The sequence below is a fragment of the Streptomyces sp. NPDC088197 genome (assembly GCF_044741185.1).
Lineage (GTDB): Bacteria > Actinomycetota > Actinomycetes > Streptomycetales > Streptomycetaceae > Actinacidiphila.
In genome coordinates this window covers 62,880-82,626 of record NZ_JBIUSD010000003.1, presented here as the reverse complement: position 1 = coordinate 82,626, position 19,747 = coordinate 62,880, and the positions used below count along the sequence as shown (strand labels likewise).

Genomic DNA, 19,747 nt, shown 5'->3' with positions numbered 1-19,747 from the left:
CCGCCGCCGCTCCTCGTCAGGGACGCGGGGCCTCAGACGACGGCCCCGCCGCCCGGCAGGTCGTCGTCGTCCTCTCCCGTACGCATCCGCGCGACCAGCGTCGTGAAGCCGCCGAGGAATCCGCCGACGCCCAAGAGGATGGCCCACCAGGTGAGTTCGACCTGGAAGAGGACGAAGCCCAGCATGAGCAGCGGTCCGCCCAGGACCGCGATCCAGGCGAATTTCGTGGTGACGTCCGCGTCGGGCAGCGGCGGCGGCTCGGGCGGCACGTAATGCGCGTCCTCGTCGTCGTCGGCCAGTTCGTAGTCGCGCGGACCCTGGATGACCGGGTGCACGACGATGCTGCGGCTGGAGCCGGGCAGCGCGGGACGTCCGGCGTCCGCCTTCGTGCCGGTCCCGGCCTCGCCCTCGTCGTCCTTCTCGCCGTCCTTCTCCGCGTCCGCCGAGCCGTCCGCCGGGCTGTTCCCCGAGGCACGCCCGGAGCCGGCCCCCGAGCCGTCCGCCGACCGGTCGCCCGGCCGCTGACCCGTGCCCGACGTGGTGGGTCCCGAGGCCGTCTCCGTGACGTTCTCCGAGTCCGGCCACGCCACCGACCCCGGCTCGGGCTCGTCGTCGTAGCCGGCGATCAGCGCGGCCCACGCCGCGTCCTCGTCGAGCGGCGGACGGGCCGGCTCCTCCTGCGGTGCGGTGCCCTCGTCCTCGCGGTCAGCCACCGGCCGTACCCCCCTTTACCGCTTCGTCGGCCGCGCCGCCCTCGGCGAGGTCCCCTGCGGGCTCCCCGCCCGGCCGGGACAGCCGCTGGATGAAGTCGTACGACTCCGTGAAGATCTGCTCGGCGTCGTGGTCGAGCGTGGCGACGTGGAAGCTGCGCTCCAGCACCCGCTCGGTGACATCGGTCGAGGAGACCTTGCTGAGCACCACCGTCGAATTCGACGGGTGCACCACATGGTCGACCCTGCTGTGCAGGAGCAGCAGCGGCTGGGTGACCTGCGGCAGCCCGGCGTGCACGACGGGCCAGAACTTGCTGAGCGAGTGCACGGCGTGCAGCGGCGTCCGGTCGTAGCCGAGCTCGGCGCCGCCCTCACGCGCGATGTCGCTGGCGATACCGGGCACCGACGGCACCAGGTGCCGCAGGACGGGCACCGCCTTGAGCTGGAGGCTGTCGGCCTTCACCGACGGGTTCACCAGCACGAGCCCGCTGATCGCGGCGCCGTGCCGCTCGGCCAGCCGCAGCGCCAGTGTGCCGCCCATCGACAGACCGCAGACGAAGACCTGCGAGCAGCGGTCGGACAGCGACCGCAGCTCGCGGTCGACCTCGGCGTACCAGTCCTGCCAGCCGGTGACCTGCATGTCCTGCCAGCGGGTGCCGTGGCCGGGCAGCAGGGGAACGGAGACGGTCAGCCCGCGGGCGGCCAGATATTCGCCCCAGGGACGCATGGACTGCGGTGTACCGGTGAATCCGTGACAGATCAGGACGCCGATCTCGCCGCCGTCATGGCGGTACGGCTCGGCTCCGGGCATGAGCGGCACCGTGGGTCTCCTGTTCGAGGGCGCGATCGCGGGTACACGAAGGTGAGAGGTTCAGCGTACGCGGACCGGATACCAAGCGGTAAGCCCCGTCGGTGGCCGCGGCGAGCGTGGCCCGGCGGCCGTGGCGTGACCATGGCACCTTCATGGCGGCGGCACGACGGTGCCGTGATGTCGTCACGGCGTGGCCGCGGTGCCGGGGTGCGTGGGGAGAGACCGGGCCCGACTGGCGTTAAGGTCTTCCCGTCGGCTACAGGAGGTCCTCGGTTGTTCTACGGTGCGATGAAGATCGCCATCGGCTCGCCGCTCAAGGCTGCCTTCCGCCCCTGGGTGGAGGGCCTGGAGAACATCCCCAGGGAAGGGCCGGCGATCCTGGCGAGCAACCACCTGTCCTTCTCGGACTCCTTCTTCCTGCCCGCGATGCTGGACCGCAAGGTCACCTTCATCGCGAAGGCCGAATACTTCACCTCCCCCGGAGTCAAGGGGAAGCTGACGGCCGCCTTCTTCAAGGGCGTCGGACAGCTCCCGGTGGACCGCTCGGGCGCGCGCGGCGCGGGCGAGGCCGCGGTCAAGAGCGGCATCGCGGTGCTGGAGCGCGGTGAGCTGTTCGGCATCTACCCCGAGGGCACCCGCTCGCCCGACGGCCGCCTCTACCGCGGCAAGCCCGGCGGGCTCGCCCGTGTCGCGCTGGCCAGCGGTGCCCCGGTGATCCCGGTCGCGATGATCGACACCGAGAAGGTGCAGCCGGTCGGCCAGGTGATGCCCAAGCTCTCCATCCGCCCCGGCATCCGGATCGGCAAGCCGCTGGACTTCAGCCGCTACCACGGCATGGAGGGCGACCGCTTCATCCTGCGCTCGGTCACCGACGAGGTGATGTACGAGATCATGAAGCTGTCCGGCCAGGAGTACGTGGACATCTACGCCACCGCCGCCAAGCGCCAGATCGCCGAGGCCGCCAAGCGCGCCGCCGAGCTGGAGAAGGCCGGGGGCCGCGACTCCGGTACGGGCGGGGAATCCGGTACGGACGGGGACTCCGGCTCCGGGGACTCCGGCACCGGGGACTCCGGCTCCGGGGGAACCGGCGAGGGCGGCCCCGGCGACATAAAGCAGGAGCAACCCGCAGGCCAGTGACCGGCCGCGGGGGAGGGGACCCGGCATGAGGATGTCCGTCGAACAGCCGCTGTGGCGCGCGCTGGTCGCCTACCGTGTCCTGACCCTCGGCTACGCGCTGTCGCTGTACGTCTACGCGTACCACGACCTGCTGCACCCGCTCGGCGCGGGCGCGTACATGCTGGTGCTCGCGGTGTGGACGCTGTCCACGCTCGGCCGCGTGATGTCGGCCGAGCGCTGCACCAAGCGCTTCCTGACCATCGACCTCACGGTCGCGATCACCGGCATCCTGCTCACCGCCGTGGTCGACACCCAGGCCAGGATCGACTCGGGCTCCTTCACGCTGCCGTCGATATGGACCGCGGGCTCGGTGCTGGCCTTCGCCGTCAAGGGCGGCTGGCGGTGGGCCGCGGTCGCCTCCACGCTGGTCGCCGCCGCGGACCTGATCGAGCGCGGCACCCCCAGCCGCGACACCCTGCACAATGTCGTGCTGATCTGGGTGGCGAGCATCGCCATCGGCTATGTGGTCGAGGTCGCGCGGGCCAGTGAGCGCACCCTGGCCCGCGCCCTCCAGATCGAGGCCGCCACCCGGGAGCGCGAGCGGCTGGCCCGCGACATCCACGACGGCGTCCTCCAGGTGCTCGCCATGGTGCAGCGGCGCGGCAACCAGGCCGGGGGAGAGGCCGCGGAGCTGGGCCGGATGGCGGGCGAGCAGGAGGCCGCGCTGCGCACCCTGATCACCGGCGGCCCGCTGCCCGAGGCGCGCGGCGCCGGTGACGCCCTGACGTCAGGCCCGCACGACCTCACCACGCTCCTCACGCCGTACGCCTCGGCGAGCGTCACGCTGTCCGCGCCCGGCACGCCCGTCCTGCTCGCACCGGACGCGGCGGCCGAACTGACCGCCGCCGTGGGCGCGGCGCTGGACAATGTGCGCAAGCACGCGGGTGACGGCGCGCACGCCTGGATTCTGGTCGAGGACGAGCCGGACGCGGTGCTGGTCAGCGTGCGGGACGACGGCCCGGGCATCACCGAGGGGCGGCTGGCCGCGGCGGAGGACGAGGGGCGGCTCGGTGTCGCCCAGTCGATCCGCGGCCGGCTGCGGGACCTCGGCGGCACCGCCGTGGTGGAGTCGGTGCCGGGCCAGGGCACGGAGGTCGAACTGCGGCTGCCCAGGGGGCCGTCGAAGAACACCGCGCCCGCTGCCGAGCCCGACCCCGCACCCGTATCCGACCCCGCGCCCGTATCCGGCCCTGACCCCGTGTCCCGGCCCGCGCCCGTATCCGGCCCTGACCCCGTGTCCCGGCCCGTGCCCGTACTCAGCGAGACAGAGGGAAGCAGGACCGCATGACCGATCAGTCCGTGACGGTGATGGTCGTCGACGACCACCCCATGTGGCGCGACGCCGTGGCCCGCGATCTGTCCGACTCCGGCTTCACGGTGGTGGCCACCGCGGGCGACGGCCCCGAGGCGATCAGGCGGGCGCGCGCCGCCCGCCCGCAGGTGATCGTCCTCGACCTCAACCTGCCCGGCGCCTCCGGCGTGCAGGTGTGCAAGCAGGTCATGTCGGACGACCCCGCCATTCGCGTCCTGGTGCTGTCCGCCAGCGGCGAGCACGAGGACGTCCTGGAGGCGGTGAAGTCCGGTGCCACCGGCTATCTGCTGAAGTCCGCGGGCCGCGACGAACTGGTCGACGCGGTGCGCAGGACCGCCGTCGGGGACCCGGTGTTCACGCCGGGCCTGGCCGGACTCGTGCTCGGCGAGTACCGCAGGCTCGCGACCGTGCCGCCGCCCGCCACGACCGGCGAACCCGCCGCGCCCCGGCTCACCGAGCGCGAGACCGAGGTGCTGCGGCTGGTCGCCAAGGGCCTGAGCTACAAGCAGATCGCGCAGCGCCTGGTCATCTCCCACCGGACCGTGCAGAACCACGTGCAGAACACCCTCGGCAAACTCCAGCTCCACAATCGCGTCGAGCTTGTCCGATACGCGATCGAGGCCGGTCTTGACGGCGACCTGGACGGCGACATGTGACCCAAGTCACGCTAGCTTGGCCGGTGTTTGTCACATCCGGCACAGCTGGCTTGCGACGAAGGGAAGAGTCCATGCGGGTCGGAGTTCTGACCGGCGGCGGTGACTGCCCAGGTCTCAACGCGGTCATTCGCGGCATCGTCCGTAAAGGCGTCCAGGAGTACGGGTACGAATTCACCGGCTACCGGGACGGTTGGCGCGGTCCCCTCGAAGGGGACATCGTGCCGCTCGACATCCCGGCCGTGCGCGGCATCCTGCCGCGCGGCGGCACCATACTCGGGTCCTCCCGCACCAACCCGCTCAAGGTCGAGGGCGGCGTGGAGCGCGTCCAGCGCAATCTCGTCGAACAGGGCGTGGACGCGCTCATCGTGATCGGCGGCGAGGACACCCTCGGCGTGGCAGCCACCCTCCACGACGAACACGGCGTCAAGGTCGTCGGCGTCCCCAAGACCATCGACAACGACCTCGACGCCACCGACTACACCTTCGGCTTCGACACCGCGGTCAACATCGCCACCGAGGCCATCGACCGGCTGCACACCACCGCCGAGTCCCACATGCGCGTCCTGGTCGTCGAGGTCATGGGACGGCACGCGGGCTGGATAGCCCTGCACTCCGGCCTCGCGGGCGGGGCCAACGTCATCCTCATCCCGGAACAGCGCTTCGATCTCGACCAGGTCTGCGCCTGGGTCGAGAGCCGCTTCAAGATCCGCTACGCGCCGATCGTGGTCGTCGCCGAGGGCGCCATGCCCAAGGACGGCGACATGGTCCTCAAGGACGGCACCCTGGACTCCTTCGGCCACGTCCGGCTCTCCGGGATCGGCGAATGGCTGGCCAAACAGATCGAGAAGCGCACCGGCAAGGAGGCCAGGACCACCGTCCTCGGCCACGTCCAGCGCGGCGGCACCCCCAGCGCCTTCGACCGCTGGCTCGCCACCCGCTTCGGCCTGCACGCCATCGAGGCGGTCCGCGACGGGGACTTCGGCACGATGGTCGCGCTGCGCGCCACCGACATCGTCCGGGTGCCGATCGCGGACGCCACCGCCCGTATCAAGACCGTCGATCCGCTGCTCTACGAGGAGGTCGGCGTCTTCTTCGGCTAGGGCTGCTCCCCGCCGGAAATTCTTTTGCCCGTCGCTTGCCCGACACCGCTTGTCACCAGCGATCTCCTCGCCCTATTCTCCCTCCACCCGGCATCGGACCTGTCCAGTCCCGCCGCTTCGTTTCCCCCCATTGAGCACATGAGGAGCGCCCGGTATGACGGGTGTGGCGAGTGGGCAGCACGTGCCCCTACTGGCGGTCGCAGGCGGCACCGCATCCGGCAAGTCCACGCTTGCCGAGGCGTTGGCGCGGCATGACCCGGAGACCGTCGGTCTCATCCATCTCGACGACTTCTACGTCCCCGCGCACGATCCTGTGCGCGGGGTACGTACGCGGAGCGCCTCGGGCGCCGACACGCTGGACTGGAACCATCCGGGCTCCATCGACGAGGGGGCCGTCACGGCGGCCGTCGACGCCGCGACCTCCGGCGGACGGTACCGGCTGGTCGTCGTCGAGGGCCTGTTCGCCCTCACCCTCCCCGCCGTCGTCACCCGCGCCACCTGGCGCGTCTACGTCGACACGCCGGACGACATCCGGCTGGCCCGGAAGATCCTCCGCAAGATCGACGTCCTCGGCCAGGACCCGCGGCTCTCCCTCCTCAACTACCTTCAGAGCGGACGCGAACGCCACGCGGCCTACGTCGCCCCGTCCCGGGCCCGTGCCGATCTCGTGCTCGACGGCACGGCGGACGGCGCGTCGATGCTGCGTGCGGTGACCGCGCTCATGACGCTGCCCCCGAGGAGCGCGGGGAGCTGCGCGATCAGCCACAGCGTGGCGGCGCTCGCCCCGCAGGCCGAGCCGCTCGCGGTCTGATCCCTCCCACCGGCCGGTGGGACGTGGCCGCGCGGTTCCTCGCGCCCCTGAGGAACGAGGAACCGCCGCCCGCCGGGCGGACCTTCAGGCGACCGTCACCGACGTCAGCAGCTCGGCCACCACGGCGGGGCCGTTCAGGGTCAGGACGGACTCGGGGTGGAACTGGACGCCGGCGAAGCCGGGGCCGCGCAGGGCGTGGACGTCGCCGGTGGCGGGGTCCAGGCTCAACTCGACCTGGTGCATGGCCAGTTCCTCCGCGACGGCGGAACCGGGGGCGCAGCGGGCGGTGAAGGTGTTGTAGAAGCCGACGGTCTCGGGGCGCCCGAAGAAGTCGATCCGCTCCTGGGCACCCTGCGCGGGACGCGCCTTGCGGACGATGTCGAGGCCGAGTTCGGCGGCGAGCAGTTCGTGGCCGAGGCAGACCCCGAGGATGCCGTGCCGGTGCCGGGCGACGAGATCGGCCGCCAGGCCGCGCAGCAGCCGCATCTTGGGGTCGGCGGTGTCCGACGGGTCGCCGGGCCCGGGGCCGAGGACGACCGGCCCCGGGTGGCCCAGGGCGGCCTCCCGCAGACCGGGCTCGTCGAAGCGCCGTACCGTCACGGCCAGCCCCGAGGAGCGCAGGACGTGCGCGAGCATCGCGGTGAAGGTGTCCTCGCCGTCCACCACCAGCGCGTGCCCGGCCGACGGCGCCTCGTCCGTGCGCGCGGTCCGCATCCGCAGCCAGAACGGGGCGAGGTGCGCCCGCCGGGCGTCCAGCGCCGCCCGTACCCGGATGTCGTCGGCCAGCCTCGGCCGTACCCCGCTCGCCGGGGCCGCGGGGGCCGGGCGGACCCCGAGGGCGGTCAGCACCCCGGCGACCTTGGCGTGGGTCTCGGCGACCTCGCCGTACGGATCGGAGTGCCGGACGAGGGTCGCGCCGACCGGCACCTTCAGCTCCCCGGCCGGGGAGATGTCGGCGGTGCGGATGAGGATCGGCGAGTCCAGGGTCTGCGCGCCGCCCGCGTCGCGGCCGAGCAGGGCGAGCGCGCCCGCGTAGTAGCCGCGCCCCGCGCCGTCGGGCCCGACCGGCTCGTAGCGCTCGATGACCCGGCACGCGTTCTGCACCGGTGAGCCGGTCACGGTCGCGGCGAACAGCGTCTCGCGCAGCACGTCCCGCACGTCCATGGTGGAGCGCCCGCGCAACTCGTACTCGGTGTGCGCGAGATGGGCCATCTCCTTCAGCCGCGGGCCGACGACGACCCCGCCGAGGTCGCCGACGGTGCACATCATCTTCAGCTCCTCGTCCACGACCATCGTCAGCTCCTCCACCTCCTTCGGGTCGTGCAGGAACGCCAGCAGCCCCTCGGCCGACGGCCCTTCGGCCGGATAGCGGTAGGTGCCGCTGATCGGGTTCATCACCACCGCGCTGCCCGACATCCGTACGTGCACCTCGGGGCTCGCCCCGACCAGGGTGCGCTCGGGCGTGTGCACCACATACGTCCAGTACGCGCCGCGCTCGCCGCGCAGCAGCCGGGCGAAGAGCGCGAGCGCCGCGTCCGGGCCGTGGTCGGCGACCGTGCCCCGGAAGGTGCGGCGGATCACGAAGTTGGCGCCCTCGCCGCGCCCGATCTCGTCCTCGATGACCCGCTCGACGATGCCCGCGTACGTGTCGTCGTCCACGTCGAAGTCGCCGCCCTCGACGCGTACCTCGCGGTCGGGCAGCGCGGCCAGCAGGTCGGCGAGCGCGAACGCGTACGACTCGTCGGGCCGCAGGACGGTCAGCGGGGTGCCGTCGTCGTGGACGTCGAAGCCGCGCTCGCGGATCTGCCGGAACGGGACGAGGGCGAGCGCGTCGGTGGCCGGGGAGCCGTCGGCGGGCGCACCCGTCGGCAGCGGGATGTCGGCCAGCCGCTCGACGGAGCCGACCGGGCCGAGCAGCACCTCCACCACGGCGTCCGGGCGGCCGGGCGTACGGCGGTGCAGCAGCGCGAACGGCGGGCAGCCGGGGGCGGTCAGGCGCTCGACGAGGGCGTGCGGGGTGGGCTGGGTGACGTGCACGGCGGTTCCTTCCAAGGGAGTTCGGAAGGGGCGGCCGGCCCGGCGGGGAAACGCCGAAGGCCGCCCCTGGGGGCGGCCTTCGCGAAGTGTCGTGCGCGCGATCAGTGGGCCGCCGGAGGAGCGGTCCACCACCAGTTCTGGTTCAGCGACTGAATCGTCGTTGTCGGCGCGTTCATACCGCCGACCTTAGCGCACGGCCCGCGGGTGGGACAGCCGGTTCCACCCGCGGGCCGGGCCCGTGGTCACGCGCGGCGGCGGTGGGTCAGAACAGCAGGTTGTACGCGTTCCAGCCGCCGCCGATCTGGGACTTGGCCGCGAAGGGTCCGCCCGTCGCCGTCCCGGTGCCCTTGTAGAACCACAAGGTGCCCGAGGCGTCCCGCGCCACGGCGTCCGGCTTCCCGTCGCCGTTGAGGTCGCTGACCCCGACGATGGTGTTGTACGCGTTCCAGCCGCCGCCGACCTTCACCCGCGCCGCGTACGGGGCGGTGGGGCTGCCGGTGCCCTTGTACAGCCACAGCACACCGGCGGTGTCGCGGGCCAGCAGGTCCGCCTTGCCGTCGCCGGTGATGTCACCCGTGCTGATCAGCATATTGAAGATGTTCCAGCCGGGGCCGATCTTCACCTTGGCCGCGAACGGCGCCGCCGGGTTGCCCGTGCCCTTGTACAGCCACAGGTTGCCCGAGGAGTCGCGCGCGATCAGGTCCGGCTTGCCGTCCCCGGTGATGTCCCGGGCTCCGATGATCATGTTGTAGACGCCCCAGCCCGCGCCGGTCTTCAGCCGCGCCTTGAACGGCCCGGACGGCTTGCCGCTGCCCTGGTAGTACCAGAGCACGCCCGAGGTGTCGCGGGCCACCAGGTCACCGGTGCCGTCCGCGCGCAGCGCGGTCATCGCGGTGACCGTGTTGAAGATCTGCCAGCCGGGACCGACCTTGAACTTCGTGTAGAAGGGCGTGGTCGCGCTGCCCGTGCCCTGGTACTGGTACAGGCCGCCGGAGGCGTCGCGGGCCAGCAGGTTGTAGCGCGTGGTGCCGGAGTCCGCCGCCGTGCTGGTCTTGAGCTGGACGTCGCTGGCCTTCACCCAGGCGATCCGGTGGTTGTACCGGATCGGGTAGAAGAGGTTCGTCTTGCCCTGCACCAGCGTGCGGTCACCGGCCGCGGTGCCCGCGAAGGTCCCCGCGAACCAGTAGTCGCCCGCCTTCTGCACACCCGCCGTCGGGTACGCCTGCCCGGACAGCACGCTGTACTTCGTCAGCGACGCGTTGTTCTGCGACTGCACCGGCACGTTGGTGCCGGTGTACGCCGCGTCCTCCGGGTACGCCCGGCCGTAGACCGGGATCGAGGTCGCGCCGGTCTTCGGGGTGATCACGCTGGTCGGCGTGACGACCGAGGTGTACTGGCCGCCGGGGTTGCGGAACCACAGCTTCTTGCCGCCGTACCAGATGGCCGTCCAGTCGTTCTGCGCCTCGGCGACGACGTAGGCGCCGCCCGCGAGGACCTTGTTCGACCAGTTGGAGCCCTCGGTCGGCAGCGGGCCCGTACCGACGTACGGGTCGGTCGGCTGCGCGGCGGTGGTGGACGGCGAGGTGTACAGGTACAGGAAGTTCGCGGGCTGCGCGGCCACCGCGGTGCCGCCGTTGGTCAGCTTCGGCTGGTTCGCCGTGCTGTACGGCGGGACGACCCGCACGAGCTGGCCGGCCTTGACCGGACCGCCCGCGCCGCCGGCGCCGTCGGGCGCGCCGAGCAGCGACATGTAGTGGTTCCAGTCGAAGAACGGTCCCGGGTCCCAGTGCTGCGCGCTGACGTTGGTGTCGAGCACGCCCGGCACCTCGTCGTGGCCGATGATGTGCTCACGGTCCAGCGGGATGTTGAACTTCGCGGCCAGGTACTTCACCAGCGTCGCCGAGGACTGGTACTCCTGCTCGGAGACCCACTGGCCGTTCTTGATCGCGTAGCCCTCGTGCTCGATGCCGACCGAGTGCATGTTCACGGTCTTGTTGGCAGCGTGCCACGCCTCGTTCTTGGTCTCCACGGCCTGGGCGACCTGGCCCTGGCCGCCGACCACGTAGTGGGCGCTGGCGTACCGGGACACGTCCTTGAACGTCGCCAGGGTGCCCGCGAAGGTGCCCTCGGCGTCGTGGATGACGATGTAGCGGATGTCCTCGCCGTTGGCGGGCCGGTTCGACTCGTTGTAGTTGCCGAAGTCGTCCGCCGCGGAACCGGCCTTGGCGTAGGCGGCCGGGTCGAAGGTGCAGTGCAGCTCGGCCGGGCACTCGGGGGTCGGGACGGCCGCCGTGCTCGCGAACGTCGCCGTCACCGGGACCTTGGCGGGCTTGACCACCCGCACCGTCGGGTCGGCGGGCAGCGTCAGCGACTGGCCGTCGGTGGTGACCCGGCTGACGCCGGTCTTCACCGAGCCCAGCACGCGCTCCGCGAAGAGCTGCGCGCCCTGCGGGTCGGTCGACTGGCTGTAGCGCGCGATGCCCGCGTACCACTGGCCGGGGTCGGCCGGCAGCGAGCCGGTGGCCTCCTTCTGGTACCGCGCGAGCAGCGCGGCGCCCGCGCGGACGCTCTGCCGCTCGTCGGTGCGTACGTCCTCTTGCGAGGTACGGGTCAGCTTGGCCGCCGCGTCCAGCGTGTGCAGCCGCGGGTCGTCGGTGTTCACCTTCGCCGGGTCGGACTTGAGCGCCCGCGCGGCGTTGAAGTGCTTGGTGACCACCGGGTCGCCGCTGAGGTTCACCTCCGCCAGCTTGTCGGCGGTGCTCGACTCCTCCAGGTCCTCGGGCTCGACCTGGGTCAGCCCCATGACGTTGTACGCGCCCGTGGTGCTCGGCTGTCCGTTGTGCGCTTCCCACAGCGTCTGCTGGTACGAAACGGCCATCAGCACGCTCTGCGGGACCTTGAACTCCTTCGCCGCGGACGCGAAGGCGTCCTGCAACGAGGTGGTGGAGCCATCCGCCTTCGCGTCCGTCCCGCCCCCGGATGACGGTGTCGCGATGGCGATGGTGCCGTAGGTGGCGACGGAGGCCAGCACGACGGCGGCGGCTCCGTAAGCGATCAGTGATTTCTTCCGGCGGTGTCTACGTGTCAACGCGCAGCCCTCGGCTATTCCGGCACGCGAGTCGCGCGCCCTCCCCTTGATGACCGCGGGGTTTGGCGGTCACCGGCCCTGAGGCCGGTCCGGCGGATCGCGAACGGCCCCTTCGGCTGCTGGACCGCTCGTGCAATCAGCCCGACGGGCCTAGGCGGCCAGACATTAGCAGTCACGGAAGGGGCAGGAGTGGACCGGGTCCGTGTCGCCCGCCGGACCTTTCGCCTCCGTTTTCGACCGATGGTGGCCACCGGGTCCGTCTCACTTCCTGAGCGGGGCCATAAGCACGTGACACGACCCCGTAATGTTGGGCCCGTGACCGTGAACGCAGATATCCACGCCGGTGACAACACCTGGCATTCTCTTCCCGCGGCGCAGCAGCCTGAGTGGCCCGACTCCGAGGCTCTGCGCGATGTGATCGCCGACCTCGCCTCGTATCCGCCGCTCGTCTTCGCGGGGGAGTGCGACCAGTTGCGCAGTCGCCTGGCGGCTGTGGCCAAGGGCGAGGCGTTCCTGCTCCAGGGCGGTGACTGCGCGGAGGCGTTCGACGCCGTCGGCGCGGACCAGATCCGCAACAAGCTCAAGACGCTGCTCCAGATGGGAGCGGTGCTCACCTACGCGGCGTCCGTGCCGGTGGTCAAGGTCGGCAGGATCGCCGGGCAGTACAGCAAGCCGCGCTCCAAGCCGACCGAGACCCGCGACGGCGTGACCCTGCCGACCTACCGCGGCGACTCGGTCAACGGCTTCGACTTCACCCCCGAGGCCCGCATCCCGGACCCCGAGCGGCTCAAGCGGATGTACCACGCGTCCGCGTCCACGCTGAACCTGGTGCGCGCCTTCACCACCGGCGGTTACGCCGACCTGCGCCAGGTGCACGCGTGGAACCAGGACTTCGTCAAGTCCTCGCCGTCCGGGCAGCGTTATGAGGCGCTGGCCCGCGAGATCGACAACGCGCTGAATTTCATGGCCGCCTGCGGCACCGACCCGGCCGAGTTCCGCACGGTCGAGTTCTACGCCTCCCACGAGGCGCTGCTGCTCGACTACGAGACCGCGCTGACCCGTACCGACTCGCGGACCGGCCGGCTGTACGACGTGTCGGGCCACATGGTGTGGATCGGCGAGCGGACCCGGCAGCTCGACGGGGCGCACATCGAGTTCGCGTCCCGGATCAGCAACCCGATCGGCATCAAGCTCGGTCCCGGCACCAGCCCGGAGGAGGCGCTCTCCTACATCGAGCGCCTCGACCCGGAGCGCGAGCCGGGGCGGCTGACCTTCATCGTGCGGATGGGCGCCGACAAGGTGCGCGACAAGCTGCCGACGCTGGTGGAGAAGGTCACCGCGTCCGGCGCGCAGGTCGCCTGGGTCTCCGACCCGATGCACGGCAACACCTTCGAGGCGGCCTCCGGCCACAAGACCCGGCGCTTCGACGACGTGCTCGACGAGGTCAAGGGCTTCTTCGAGGTGCACCACGCCCTCGGTACGCACCCGGGCGGCATCCACGTCGAGCTGACCGGTGACGACGTCACCGAGTGCGTCGGCGGCGGCGACGAGATCTTCGTCGACGACCTGCACCAGCGGTACGAGACGGCCTGCGACCCGCGGCTCAACCGCAGCCAGTCGCTGGACCTGGCCTTCCTCGTGGCCGAGATGTACCGCGGGCAGTAGCGCGCGGCGGCCCCACCGGCCGTTTCGTCCAGAGGGGCGCGGATCACACCGATCCGCGCCCCTCGGCGCTTTTCCTGACCAGGGGCGCCGGGTAAGGTAAGGGTAACCTCAGCTTCTGAGGCACTCCTGGGCCCTGATCGGCGGTGACCGCGTGTACGTCTGCTCCTGCTTCGGCATCACCGAGCAGCAGGTCAAGCAGCACGCCGACGACGGCCGCTGCACCCCGCGCCAGATCGCCTCCGCCTGCAAGGCGGGCACCGACTGCGGCTCCTGCGTCAAGCGCATCCAGGGCCTCCTCGGCCGCGGCGCCGCCCCGGCCACCACCCGCACCCAGCGCCTCGCGGCGATGCTCGCGGACGCCCGTGGCGCGGAGCAGCCGGCCGCGGCACGGGTGGAGCCGGACGTCCCGGCGGCGGCCCGCGCCGAGCGGATCGCCGTGCCCGGCGCCAACGAGCCGCCCGCCGCCGCGCAGGCGGCCTGACCGGGGCCGCGAAGCGCGGCTACGGGACCGCGGGGCGCCGGCCGGCGGGACCGTCCGTCAGGATTCCGGCTGCTCGATGAGCTGCGCGATGTACAGCGGCTCGCCCAGCTTCTCGACCAGTTCGAGCTGGGTGTCGAGGTAGTCGATGTGGTGCTCCTCGTCCTCCAGGATCGACTCGAAGATGTTCGCCGAGGTGATGTCGCCCTTGGCGCGCATGACCTCGATGCCGCGCCGCAGGCGGTCGATCGCCTCGACCTCGACCTGGCGGTCGGCCTGGAACATCTCGGTGACCGTCTGGCCCACCCGGACATGGAAGAGCCGCTGGTAGTTCGGCAGCCCGTCGAGGAAGAGAATCCTGTCGGTCAGGATCTCCGCGTGCTTCATCTCGTCGAACGACTCCGACCGGGTGTACTTCGCGAGCTTCGTCCAGCCGAAGTTCTCCTGCATCTTCGCGTGCAGGAAGTACTGGTTGATCGCGGTCAGCTCAGCGGTCAACTGTTCGTTGAGGAACTCGATGACCTCGGGGTCGCCCTGCATGGCAACGCCGTCCTTCCGATCGGGCTGTCAGGTTCCGCGCATCTTCGCACTGCTCAGGCATCTGATCCAGTAAGTGCAGGCTTACGTTCCGGGGCCCGGCTTGCCCGGAAAGACCCCGCCCGGTCGGAAGCATCACGCCCCGTCTGTCACCATGGAGACATGGGTCAGTCCGAACGCCAGACGGGGGAGCTTCCTCCGGGGCAGCGGATCCAGCGGGGCTGGCCGGTCACGCACTACGGCCCTGTACCCCGTTTCACGGCGGACCGCTGGGAGTTCCGGGTCTTCGGCGCGACCGCCGACAACGACAAGACCTGCTGGAACCACGAGGAGTTCTCCGCGCTGCCGTATGCCACGGTCGTCGCCGACTTCCACTGCGTCACGAAGTTCTCGATGCTCGGCATCGAATGGGGCGGGGTTTCCACCGATACCGTGCTGAAACTGGCGCCGCCCGCCGACGACGTCACGCATGTGATGGTGTGGGCCGAATACGGATTCAGCTCGAATCTGCGGATCGAGGACTTCATCGACGACAAGTCGATATTCGCGACCCATAAGGGCGGCGAACCCCTCACCGCGGAACACGGATTTCCGGTCCGCCTCGTCGTCCCCGGCCTCTACGCCTGGAAGGGCCCCAAATGGGTCCGCGGGGTGGAGTACATGACGGCGGACCGCCGCGGCTTCTGGGAGGAGCGCGGCTATCACAACCTCGGTGACCCCTGGAACGAGCAGCGCTACTCGTACCAGGAGGAGCCGGGCGACGGGCCCGAGCTGTAGCGGCTCAGTGGTGGTACTGGTGCACCACCGCGTGGCCCTTGCCCCGCCCGATCAGCCACTTGTTGACCGGGGTCGTGACGGCGAAGGCCACCACGAAGGAGAGCGCCAGGCTCACCCAGAACAGGGCGTCGGCCAAGGTCGCGTCCATGGCGCCGGGGAAGACCAGGATCGTGCCGTTGTCGGCCAGCTCCATGAAGATGATCGACACGGTGTCGGCGGCGAGCGCCACCCGCAGCGCCGAGCGCGGGTCCAGGCCCGCGCGCAGCACGCCGCGCATGGTGAGCGAGTAGCCGAAGACGAAGGCGAGCACGATCGCCAGCAGCATCGTCCGCACGTTGTCCCAGCCGAGCGCCGTGCCGATCAGCATGCCGAGGACCTCGCCGATGGCGCAGCCGGTGAGGCAGTGCAGGGTCGCCTGGGCGGCCGTCCGCCAGCCCGCCCCGCCGCCGCTGCCGCCGTGGTGCGCGTGCGCCGCGTGGTCGTGGGCGGTGTGGTCGTGAGCTGCCTGGCCATGAGCTGCCTGATCGTGCGCCGCGTGGTCGTGGGCCGTGTGCTCGTACGCCATGGGATGTCCCCGTCCTCAGGAAGTGCGTGCGGTGCCTTGCGGTCAGCACAACCACATACCCCCTGGGGGTATTCCTGAGGGCCGGGAGCAACCTCTATCCGCGCAGCTCCTTCAGCAGCTTCACGTCCGACGCGTGCCCCTCGGGCCCGCCCGGCGTCTCGATGACCAGCGGCACGCCCTCCGTCGCCGGGTGCCGCAGCAGCTCACGGAACGGCTCCGCGCCCAGATGGCCCGCGTCGATGTTCGCGTGCCGGTCCTTGCGCGCCCCGCACACGTCCTTGCTGCCGTTGGCGTGCACCAGCCGCAGCCGCCCCTCGCCCGCCGTCGCCGCCAGCTCGTCCAGCATCGCCGTCATCCCGCCGGGCGCCGCCATGTCGTGCCCCGCCGCGAAGGCGTGACAGGTGTCCAGGCACACCCCGAGCCGGGGATGCCGGTCGAGCGCCGCCATGTACGGGCCCAGGTCCGCGACCAGCGAGCACAGCGAGGAGCCCTGCCCCGCCGTCGGTTCCAGCAGCAGCCACGGGTCGTCGTCGTGCGTCAGCTCGTCCAGCAGCGGCCGTACCCGCTCGCGCACCTGCGCCAGCGCCACCTCGCGGGTCCTGCCGCCGGTCGCCGAGCCGGTGTGCACCACCACGCCCAGCGCGCCGATCGCCCGCGCCCGGCGCAGCGAGTGCCGCAGCGACTCCACCGAGCGCTCCACCGTCGCCTCGGTGTGCGAGCCGAAGTTGATCAGATACGGCGCGTGCACATACGCGGGCAGGTCCAGCTCCGCGCAGCGCGTCCGGAACTCCTCGTCCTGGACAGGGCTGCCGGGCGGAGTCGCCCAGCCGCGCGGATTGGCCGCGAAGACCTGGACGGTCTCCGCGCCGATCCGCTCCGCGTACCCCAGCCCCACGGTGGCCAGCCCGCCGGCCACCGGCACATGGCTGCCCACCGGATTGCGCGACCGCATCAGCCCGCCGCACCCGTCGGCGCGTCCGTCACCACGCGCATCAGCGCACCCAGATGGTGATCGTCGCGCCCTTGGGCGCCTGCCCGCCGCCGTCGGGGGACTGGCTGAAGACGGTGTCGCCGAAGAACACGGTGATCACCCGGACGTCGAAGCCCGCGTCCTGGAGGATCTGCTTGGCCTCGTCCTTCTTCTTGCCCGTCACGCCCGGCACGTCGAACTGCTGCTGGCCCTTGGACACGGTGATCGTCACCGTGTCGCCGGTGCCGACCTGCGTCCCCACCTCCGGGGACGCCAGCGCGACCTGGTCCTTGTCCGCGACGTCGGAGAACACCTTGTCCGGCGCCAGGACGACCTTCAGACCCGCGTCCTCGAGCTGCTGCTGCGCGTCGGTGACCGAGTCGCCGATCACGTCCGGCACGTCGACCGGAGCCCCGCGCGACACCTTGATCGCCACCGGGGTGTCGGGCGCCCGGCGGATGCCACCGGCGGGGTCGGTGGAGACGACCTGACCGCGGGGCACGTCCTCGCTGAACTCCTGGGCCACCGTGCCGGGCGTCAGACCCGCGTCCTTCAGCTCCTTGCGCGCGGTCTCCAGCGGCTTGCCCCGGACGTCGGGCACCTGGACCTGCTGCGGGCCCTTGGAGACCTTCAGCGTCACCGTGCCGTTGTCCCGGACGCGCTTGCCGGGGCCCGGATCCGTCGAGATCACCGTGCCGCGCGGCACCGTGATCGAGAAGTCCCGTGTCACCTTCGCGCGCAGCCCCGCCGCGTCCAGCTTCTTCTCCGCGTCGGCCTGCGACAGCGCCAGCACCGCGGGCACCTTCGTGAACTGCCCGTCGCTGATGTACCAGACGCCCGCGCCGACCCCGAGCAGCACCAGCAGCGCCAGCACCACCGCCAGCGGCCCGCGCCGCCGCGGCGCACCGTCCCCGCGGCCCAGCCGCCGCGGCTGCCGAGGACCCGCGGGCGGCTCCTCGGGCGGCGGGGGCGGCAACAGCAGCCTGCTCGTACGGTTCAGCTCGCCGCTGTCGGCCGCCGCCGGTACCGGCGGCGCGGACGCGGGCATCGGCTCCGACGCGAAGGCCGCCGACGGATAGCGGTGGACGACGCTGGTCGGGTCCTCGGACCCGGCGCCGCTCATCTCGCCGATGGTGTCCGCGGGCTCGCGGTCCAGCTGCGCCGGGGTCAGCGCCGCCCGCACGTCGCGCACCTCGGCCAGCAGGTCCACGGCGTCCGCGGGCCTGCCCCGCGGGTCACGGCAGGCGGCCCGCGCCACCAGGGCGTCCAGCGCGGGTGCCAGACCGGCGACGACCGAGGACGGGGCGGGCACGTCCTCGTTGAGGTGCTGGAACATCACCTGCGCGGGCGTCGTCCCGTCGTACGGCTTGCGGCCGGTCAGCGTCTCGTACAGCACGACCCCGCACGCGTACACATCCGTGCGCTGGTCGACCACGCCGTGCCCGATCTGCTCGGGGGCGAGGTACGAGACGGTGCCCAGCAGCGAGCCGGTCGACGCGCTGGTCTGAGTGTCCACCGCCCTGACCAGGCCGAAGTCGGCGACCTTCACGCGGCCGTCGTCCCCGATCAGCACATTCTCCGGCTTCATGTCGCGGTGGACCAGGCCCGCGCGGTGCGCGGCGCCGAGCGCCGCCAGCACCGGCTCCATGATGTCCAGCGCCGCCCGCGGCTGGAGCGCCCCGCGCTCGCGCACCACGTCGCGCAGCGTGCAGCCGGCCACGTACTCCATGGCCAGATACACGTAGGTGCCGTCGGCGCCCTGGTCGAACATCCCGACGACATTCGGGTGCGCCAGCTTCGCCACGGCTTTGGCCTCGCGGATGAAGCGCTCGACGAAGCCGGTGTCGGTCGCCAGGGCCGGGTGCATCACCTTGAGCGCGAGCACCCGGTCGAGGCGGGTGTCCACGGCCCTGTACACCGTGGCCATCCCCCCGACAGCGATGCGCGCCTCGACCCGGTAACGGCGGTCGAGCGTCTGCCCGACGAGCGGGTCCTGCACGGTCGTGTCCACGATCGCCGATTCTACGAGGCCGGAATGCCCCGAACGGCGCTGCGCGCCCGGTCTGTACCCCACCTGTTGCGTGCCGCAACGCTTCCGTGACCTCCCGTCCCCCTGCCCGGGTCGGCGCCCTTCCCCGGGGCTCCGCCCCTGTACGGCCCTTCACGGAGGGCGGCGGCCCGATCCTTCAAGGGTCGCGGTGGGCACGTCCTGTGCGCGGTGGACGCGGGGCCCTGGACCTAGAAGGCGGGGCGTTCCGGGTCGAGGGAGGGGAGACCTTCGGGCGGGGAGGAGGGGAGGGCGAAGTGGCGGCGGGGGATACGCCCGGCACGAAAGGCCAGGCGCCCGGCCGAAACGGCGTGACGCATGCCCTCGGCCATGAGAACCGGCTGCCGCGCCCGCGTGACGGCCGAGGCCAGCATGACGGCGGCGCACCCGAGTTCCATGGCGAGCGCGGCGTCGGACGCCGTCCCCGCCCCGGCGTCGAGGACGACGGGAACACCGGCCCGCTCGGTGATGAGTTGAAAATTGTGCGGGTTGCGGATTCCGAGCCCCGACCCGATCGGCGACCCGAGCGGCATGATCGCCGCGCACCCCACGTCCTCCAGCTTCCGCGCCAGCACCGGATCGTCGCTGGTGTACGGCAGCACCGTGAAGCCGTCGTCCACCAACGTCTCGGCGGCGTCGAGGAGTTCGACCGGATCGGGCAGCAACGTCCGCTCGTCCGCGATGACTTCCAGCTTCACCCAGTCGGTGCCGAGGGCCTCACGCGCCAGCCGCGCGGTCAGCACGGCCTCACCGGCCGTGAAGCACCCGGCGGTGTTGGGCAGCACACGGATGCCGTGCCGCCGCAGCACCGACAGCACCGACCCCTTCGTCGTGGGGTCGAGCCGCCGCATGGCGACGGTGGTCAGCTCCGTACCGGACGCGAGCAGCGCCTGCTCCAGCACCTCCAGGCTCGGCGCCCCGCCGGTCCCCATGATCAGCCGCGAGGAGAAGACGGCATCCCCGATCCGCAACGGGTCGCTGACGTCGACAGCGGAAGTCGTCATCCC

Annotated in this window: 17 protein-coding genes; 8 read left to right on the top strand and 9 right to left on the bottom strand. The window is 71.6% G+C overall.

Annotated elements, in window-relative coordinates; translation table 11 throughout:
* Positions 1-32: 32 nt before the first annotated feature.
* Together ACIOC1_RS08880 and ACIOC1_RS08875 are read right to left on the bottom strand one after the other, a co-directional pair.
* Positions 33-713 (bottom strand): hypothetical protein, encoded by a 681-nt coding sequence (locus ACIOC1_RS08880; protein ID WP_401852893.1) that lies wholly within the window; start codon positions 711-713, stop codon positions 33-35.
* On the bottom strand, positions 706-1,530 hold the full coding sequence (locus ACIOC1_RS08875; protein WP_401852891.1) for an alpha/beta hydrolase: 825 nt from the start codon (positions 1,528-1,530) through the stop codon (positions 706-708). The genes ACIOC1_RS08880 and ACIOC1_RS08875 overlap by 8 nt, the downstream gene beginning before the upstream one ends.
* Before the next feature lie 264 nt (positions 1,531-1,794).
* Between ACIOC1_RS08875 and ACIOC1_RS08870 the strand changes: the two genes are divergently transcribed.
* The 5 genes from ACIOC1_RS08870 (at position 1,795) to ACIOC1_RS08850 (ending at position 6,576) form a co-directional block, all read left to right on the top strand.
* A complete protein-coding gene (locus ACIOC1_RS08870; RefSeq protein WP_401852888.1) occupies positions 1,795-2,658 on the top strand; it encodes a lysophospholipid acyltransferase family protein in 864 nt (287 codons plus the stop codon).
* 25 nt (positions 2,659-2,683) lie between these two features.
* Positions 2,684-3,985, top strand: coding sequence for a MacS family sensor histidine kinase (gene macS, locus ACIOC1_RS08865; RefSeq protein ID WP_401852885.1), 1,302 nt, complete (start codon positions 2,684-2,686; stop codon positions 3,983-3,985).
* A complete protein-coding gene (locus ACIOC1_RS08860) occupies positions 3,982-4,665 on the top strand; it encodes a response regulator transcription factor (protein ID WP_355334202.1) in 684 nt (227 codons plus the stop codon). The genes macS and ACIOC1_RS08860 overlap by 4 nt, the downstream gene beginning before the upstream one ends.
* Positions 4,666-4,736: 71 nt before the next feature.
* Complete coding sequence (locus ACIOC1_RS08855) at positions 4,737-5,765, top strand: 6-phosphofructokinase (RefSeq protein WP_355334200.1); 1,029 nt, start codon at positions 4,737-4,739, stop codon at positions 5,763-5,765.
* Between the two features lie 154 nt (positions 5,766-5,919).
* The gene (locus tag ACIOC1_RS08850) at positions 5,920-6,576 is read left to right on the top strand and encodes a uridine kinase (protein ID WP_391043922.1); all 657 of its coding nucleotides are present in this window, start codon (positions 5,920-5,922) and stop codon (positions 6,574-6,576) included.
* A gap of 84 nt (positions 6,577-6,660) precedes the next feature.
* On the opposite strand, the gene ACIOC1_RS08845 is transcribed toward ACIOC1_RS08850, so the two are convergent.
* Positions 6,661-8,613, bottom strand: a complete 1,953-nt coding sequence (locus ACIOC1_RS08845) for an anthranilate synthase family protein (protein WP_401852880.1) — start codon at positions 8,611-8,613, stop codon at positions 6,661-6,663.
* A 262-nt stretch (positions 8,614-8,875) separates the two neighbouring features.
* Positions 8,876-11,641 carry an N-acetylmuramoyl-L-alanine amidase gene (locus tag ACIOC1_RS08840; RefSeq protein ID WP_401853618.1) on the bottom strand — a complete coding sequence of 922 codons (2,766 nt, stop codon included), beginning with the start codon at positions 11,639-11,641 and terminating at the stop codon, positions 8,876-8,878.
* 375 nt (positions 11,642-12,016) lie between these two features.
* Between ACIOC1_RS08840 and ACIOC1_RS08835 the strand changes: the two genes are divergently transcribed.
* Both ACIOC1_RS08835 and ACIOC1_RS08830 read left to right on the top strand, forming a co-directional pair.
* On the top strand, positions 12,017-13,366 hold the full coding sequence (locus tag ACIOC1_RS08835) for a class II 3-deoxy-7-phosphoheptulonate synthase (RefSeq protein ID WP_355334194.1): 1,350 nt from the start codon (positions 12,017-12,019) through the stop codon (positions 13,364-13,366).
* 151 nt (positions 13,367-13,517) lie between these two features.
* On the top strand, positions 13,518-13,847 hold the full coding sequence (locus ACIOC1_RS08830; protein ID WP_391159792.1) for a (2Fe-2S)-binding protein: 330 nt from the start codon (positions 13,518-13,520) through the stop codon (positions 13,845-13,847).
* 57 nt (positions 13,848-13,904) lie between these two features.
* Here ACIOC1_RS08830 and bfr read toward each other — a convergent pair whose 3' ends face one another.
* On the bottom strand, positions 13,905-14,384 hold the full coding sequence (gene bfr / locus ACIOC1_RS08825; protein ID WP_188284346.1) for a bacterioferritin: 480 nt from the start codon (positions 14,382-14,384) through the stop codon (positions 13,905-13,907).
* 159 nt (positions 14,385-14,543) lie between these two features.
* On the opposite strand from bfr, the gene ACIOC1_RS08820 reads away from it, so the two are divergent.
* Positions 14,544-15,158, top strand: coding sequence for a sulfite oxidase-like oxidoreductase (locus ACIOC1_RS08820; RefSeq protein WP_355334188.1), 615 nt, complete (start codon positions 14,544-14,546; stop codon positions 15,156-15,158).
* Positions 15,159-15,162: 4 nt separating this feature from the next.
* Here the strand turns inward: ACIOC1_RS08820 and ACIOC1_RS08815 are convergent, their stop codons facing one another.
* The 4 genes from ACIOC1_RS08815 to ACIOC1_RS08800 all read right to left on the bottom strand — a co-directional run bounded on the left by ACIOC1_RS08815 (position 15,163) and on the right by ACIOC1_RS08800 (position 19,744).
* A complete protein-coding gene (locus ACIOC1_RS08815) occupies positions 15,163-15,723 on the bottom strand; it encodes a DUF4396 domain-containing protein (RefSeq protein WP_401852876.1) in 561 nt (186 codons plus the stop codon).
* Positions 15,724-15,817: 94 nt separating this feature from the next.
* Positions 15,818-16,675 (bottom strand): deoxyribonuclease IV, encoded by an 858-nt coding sequence (locus ACIOC1_RS08810; RefSeq protein ID WP_401852873.1) that lies wholly within the window; start codon positions 16,673-16,675, stop codon positions 15,818-15,820.
* Between the two features lie 40 nt (positions 16,676-16,715).
* The gene (gene pknB / locus ACIOC1_RS08805) at positions 16,716-18,704 is read right to left on the bottom strand and encodes a Stk1 family PASTA domain-containing Ser/Thr kinase (protein ID WP_401852871.1); all 1,989 of its coding nucleotides are present in this window, start codon (positions 18,702-18,704) and stop codon (positions 16,716-16,718) included.
* A gap of 227 nt (positions 18,705-18,931) precedes the next feature.
* The gene (locus ACIOC1_RS08800) at positions 18,932-19,744 is read right to left on the bottom strand and encodes a thiazole synthase (protein ID WP_355334179.1); all 813 of its coding nucleotides are present in this window, start codon (positions 19,742-19,744) and stop codon (positions 18,932-18,934) included.
* Between the last annotated feature and the right edge of the window lie 3 nt (positions 19,745-19,747).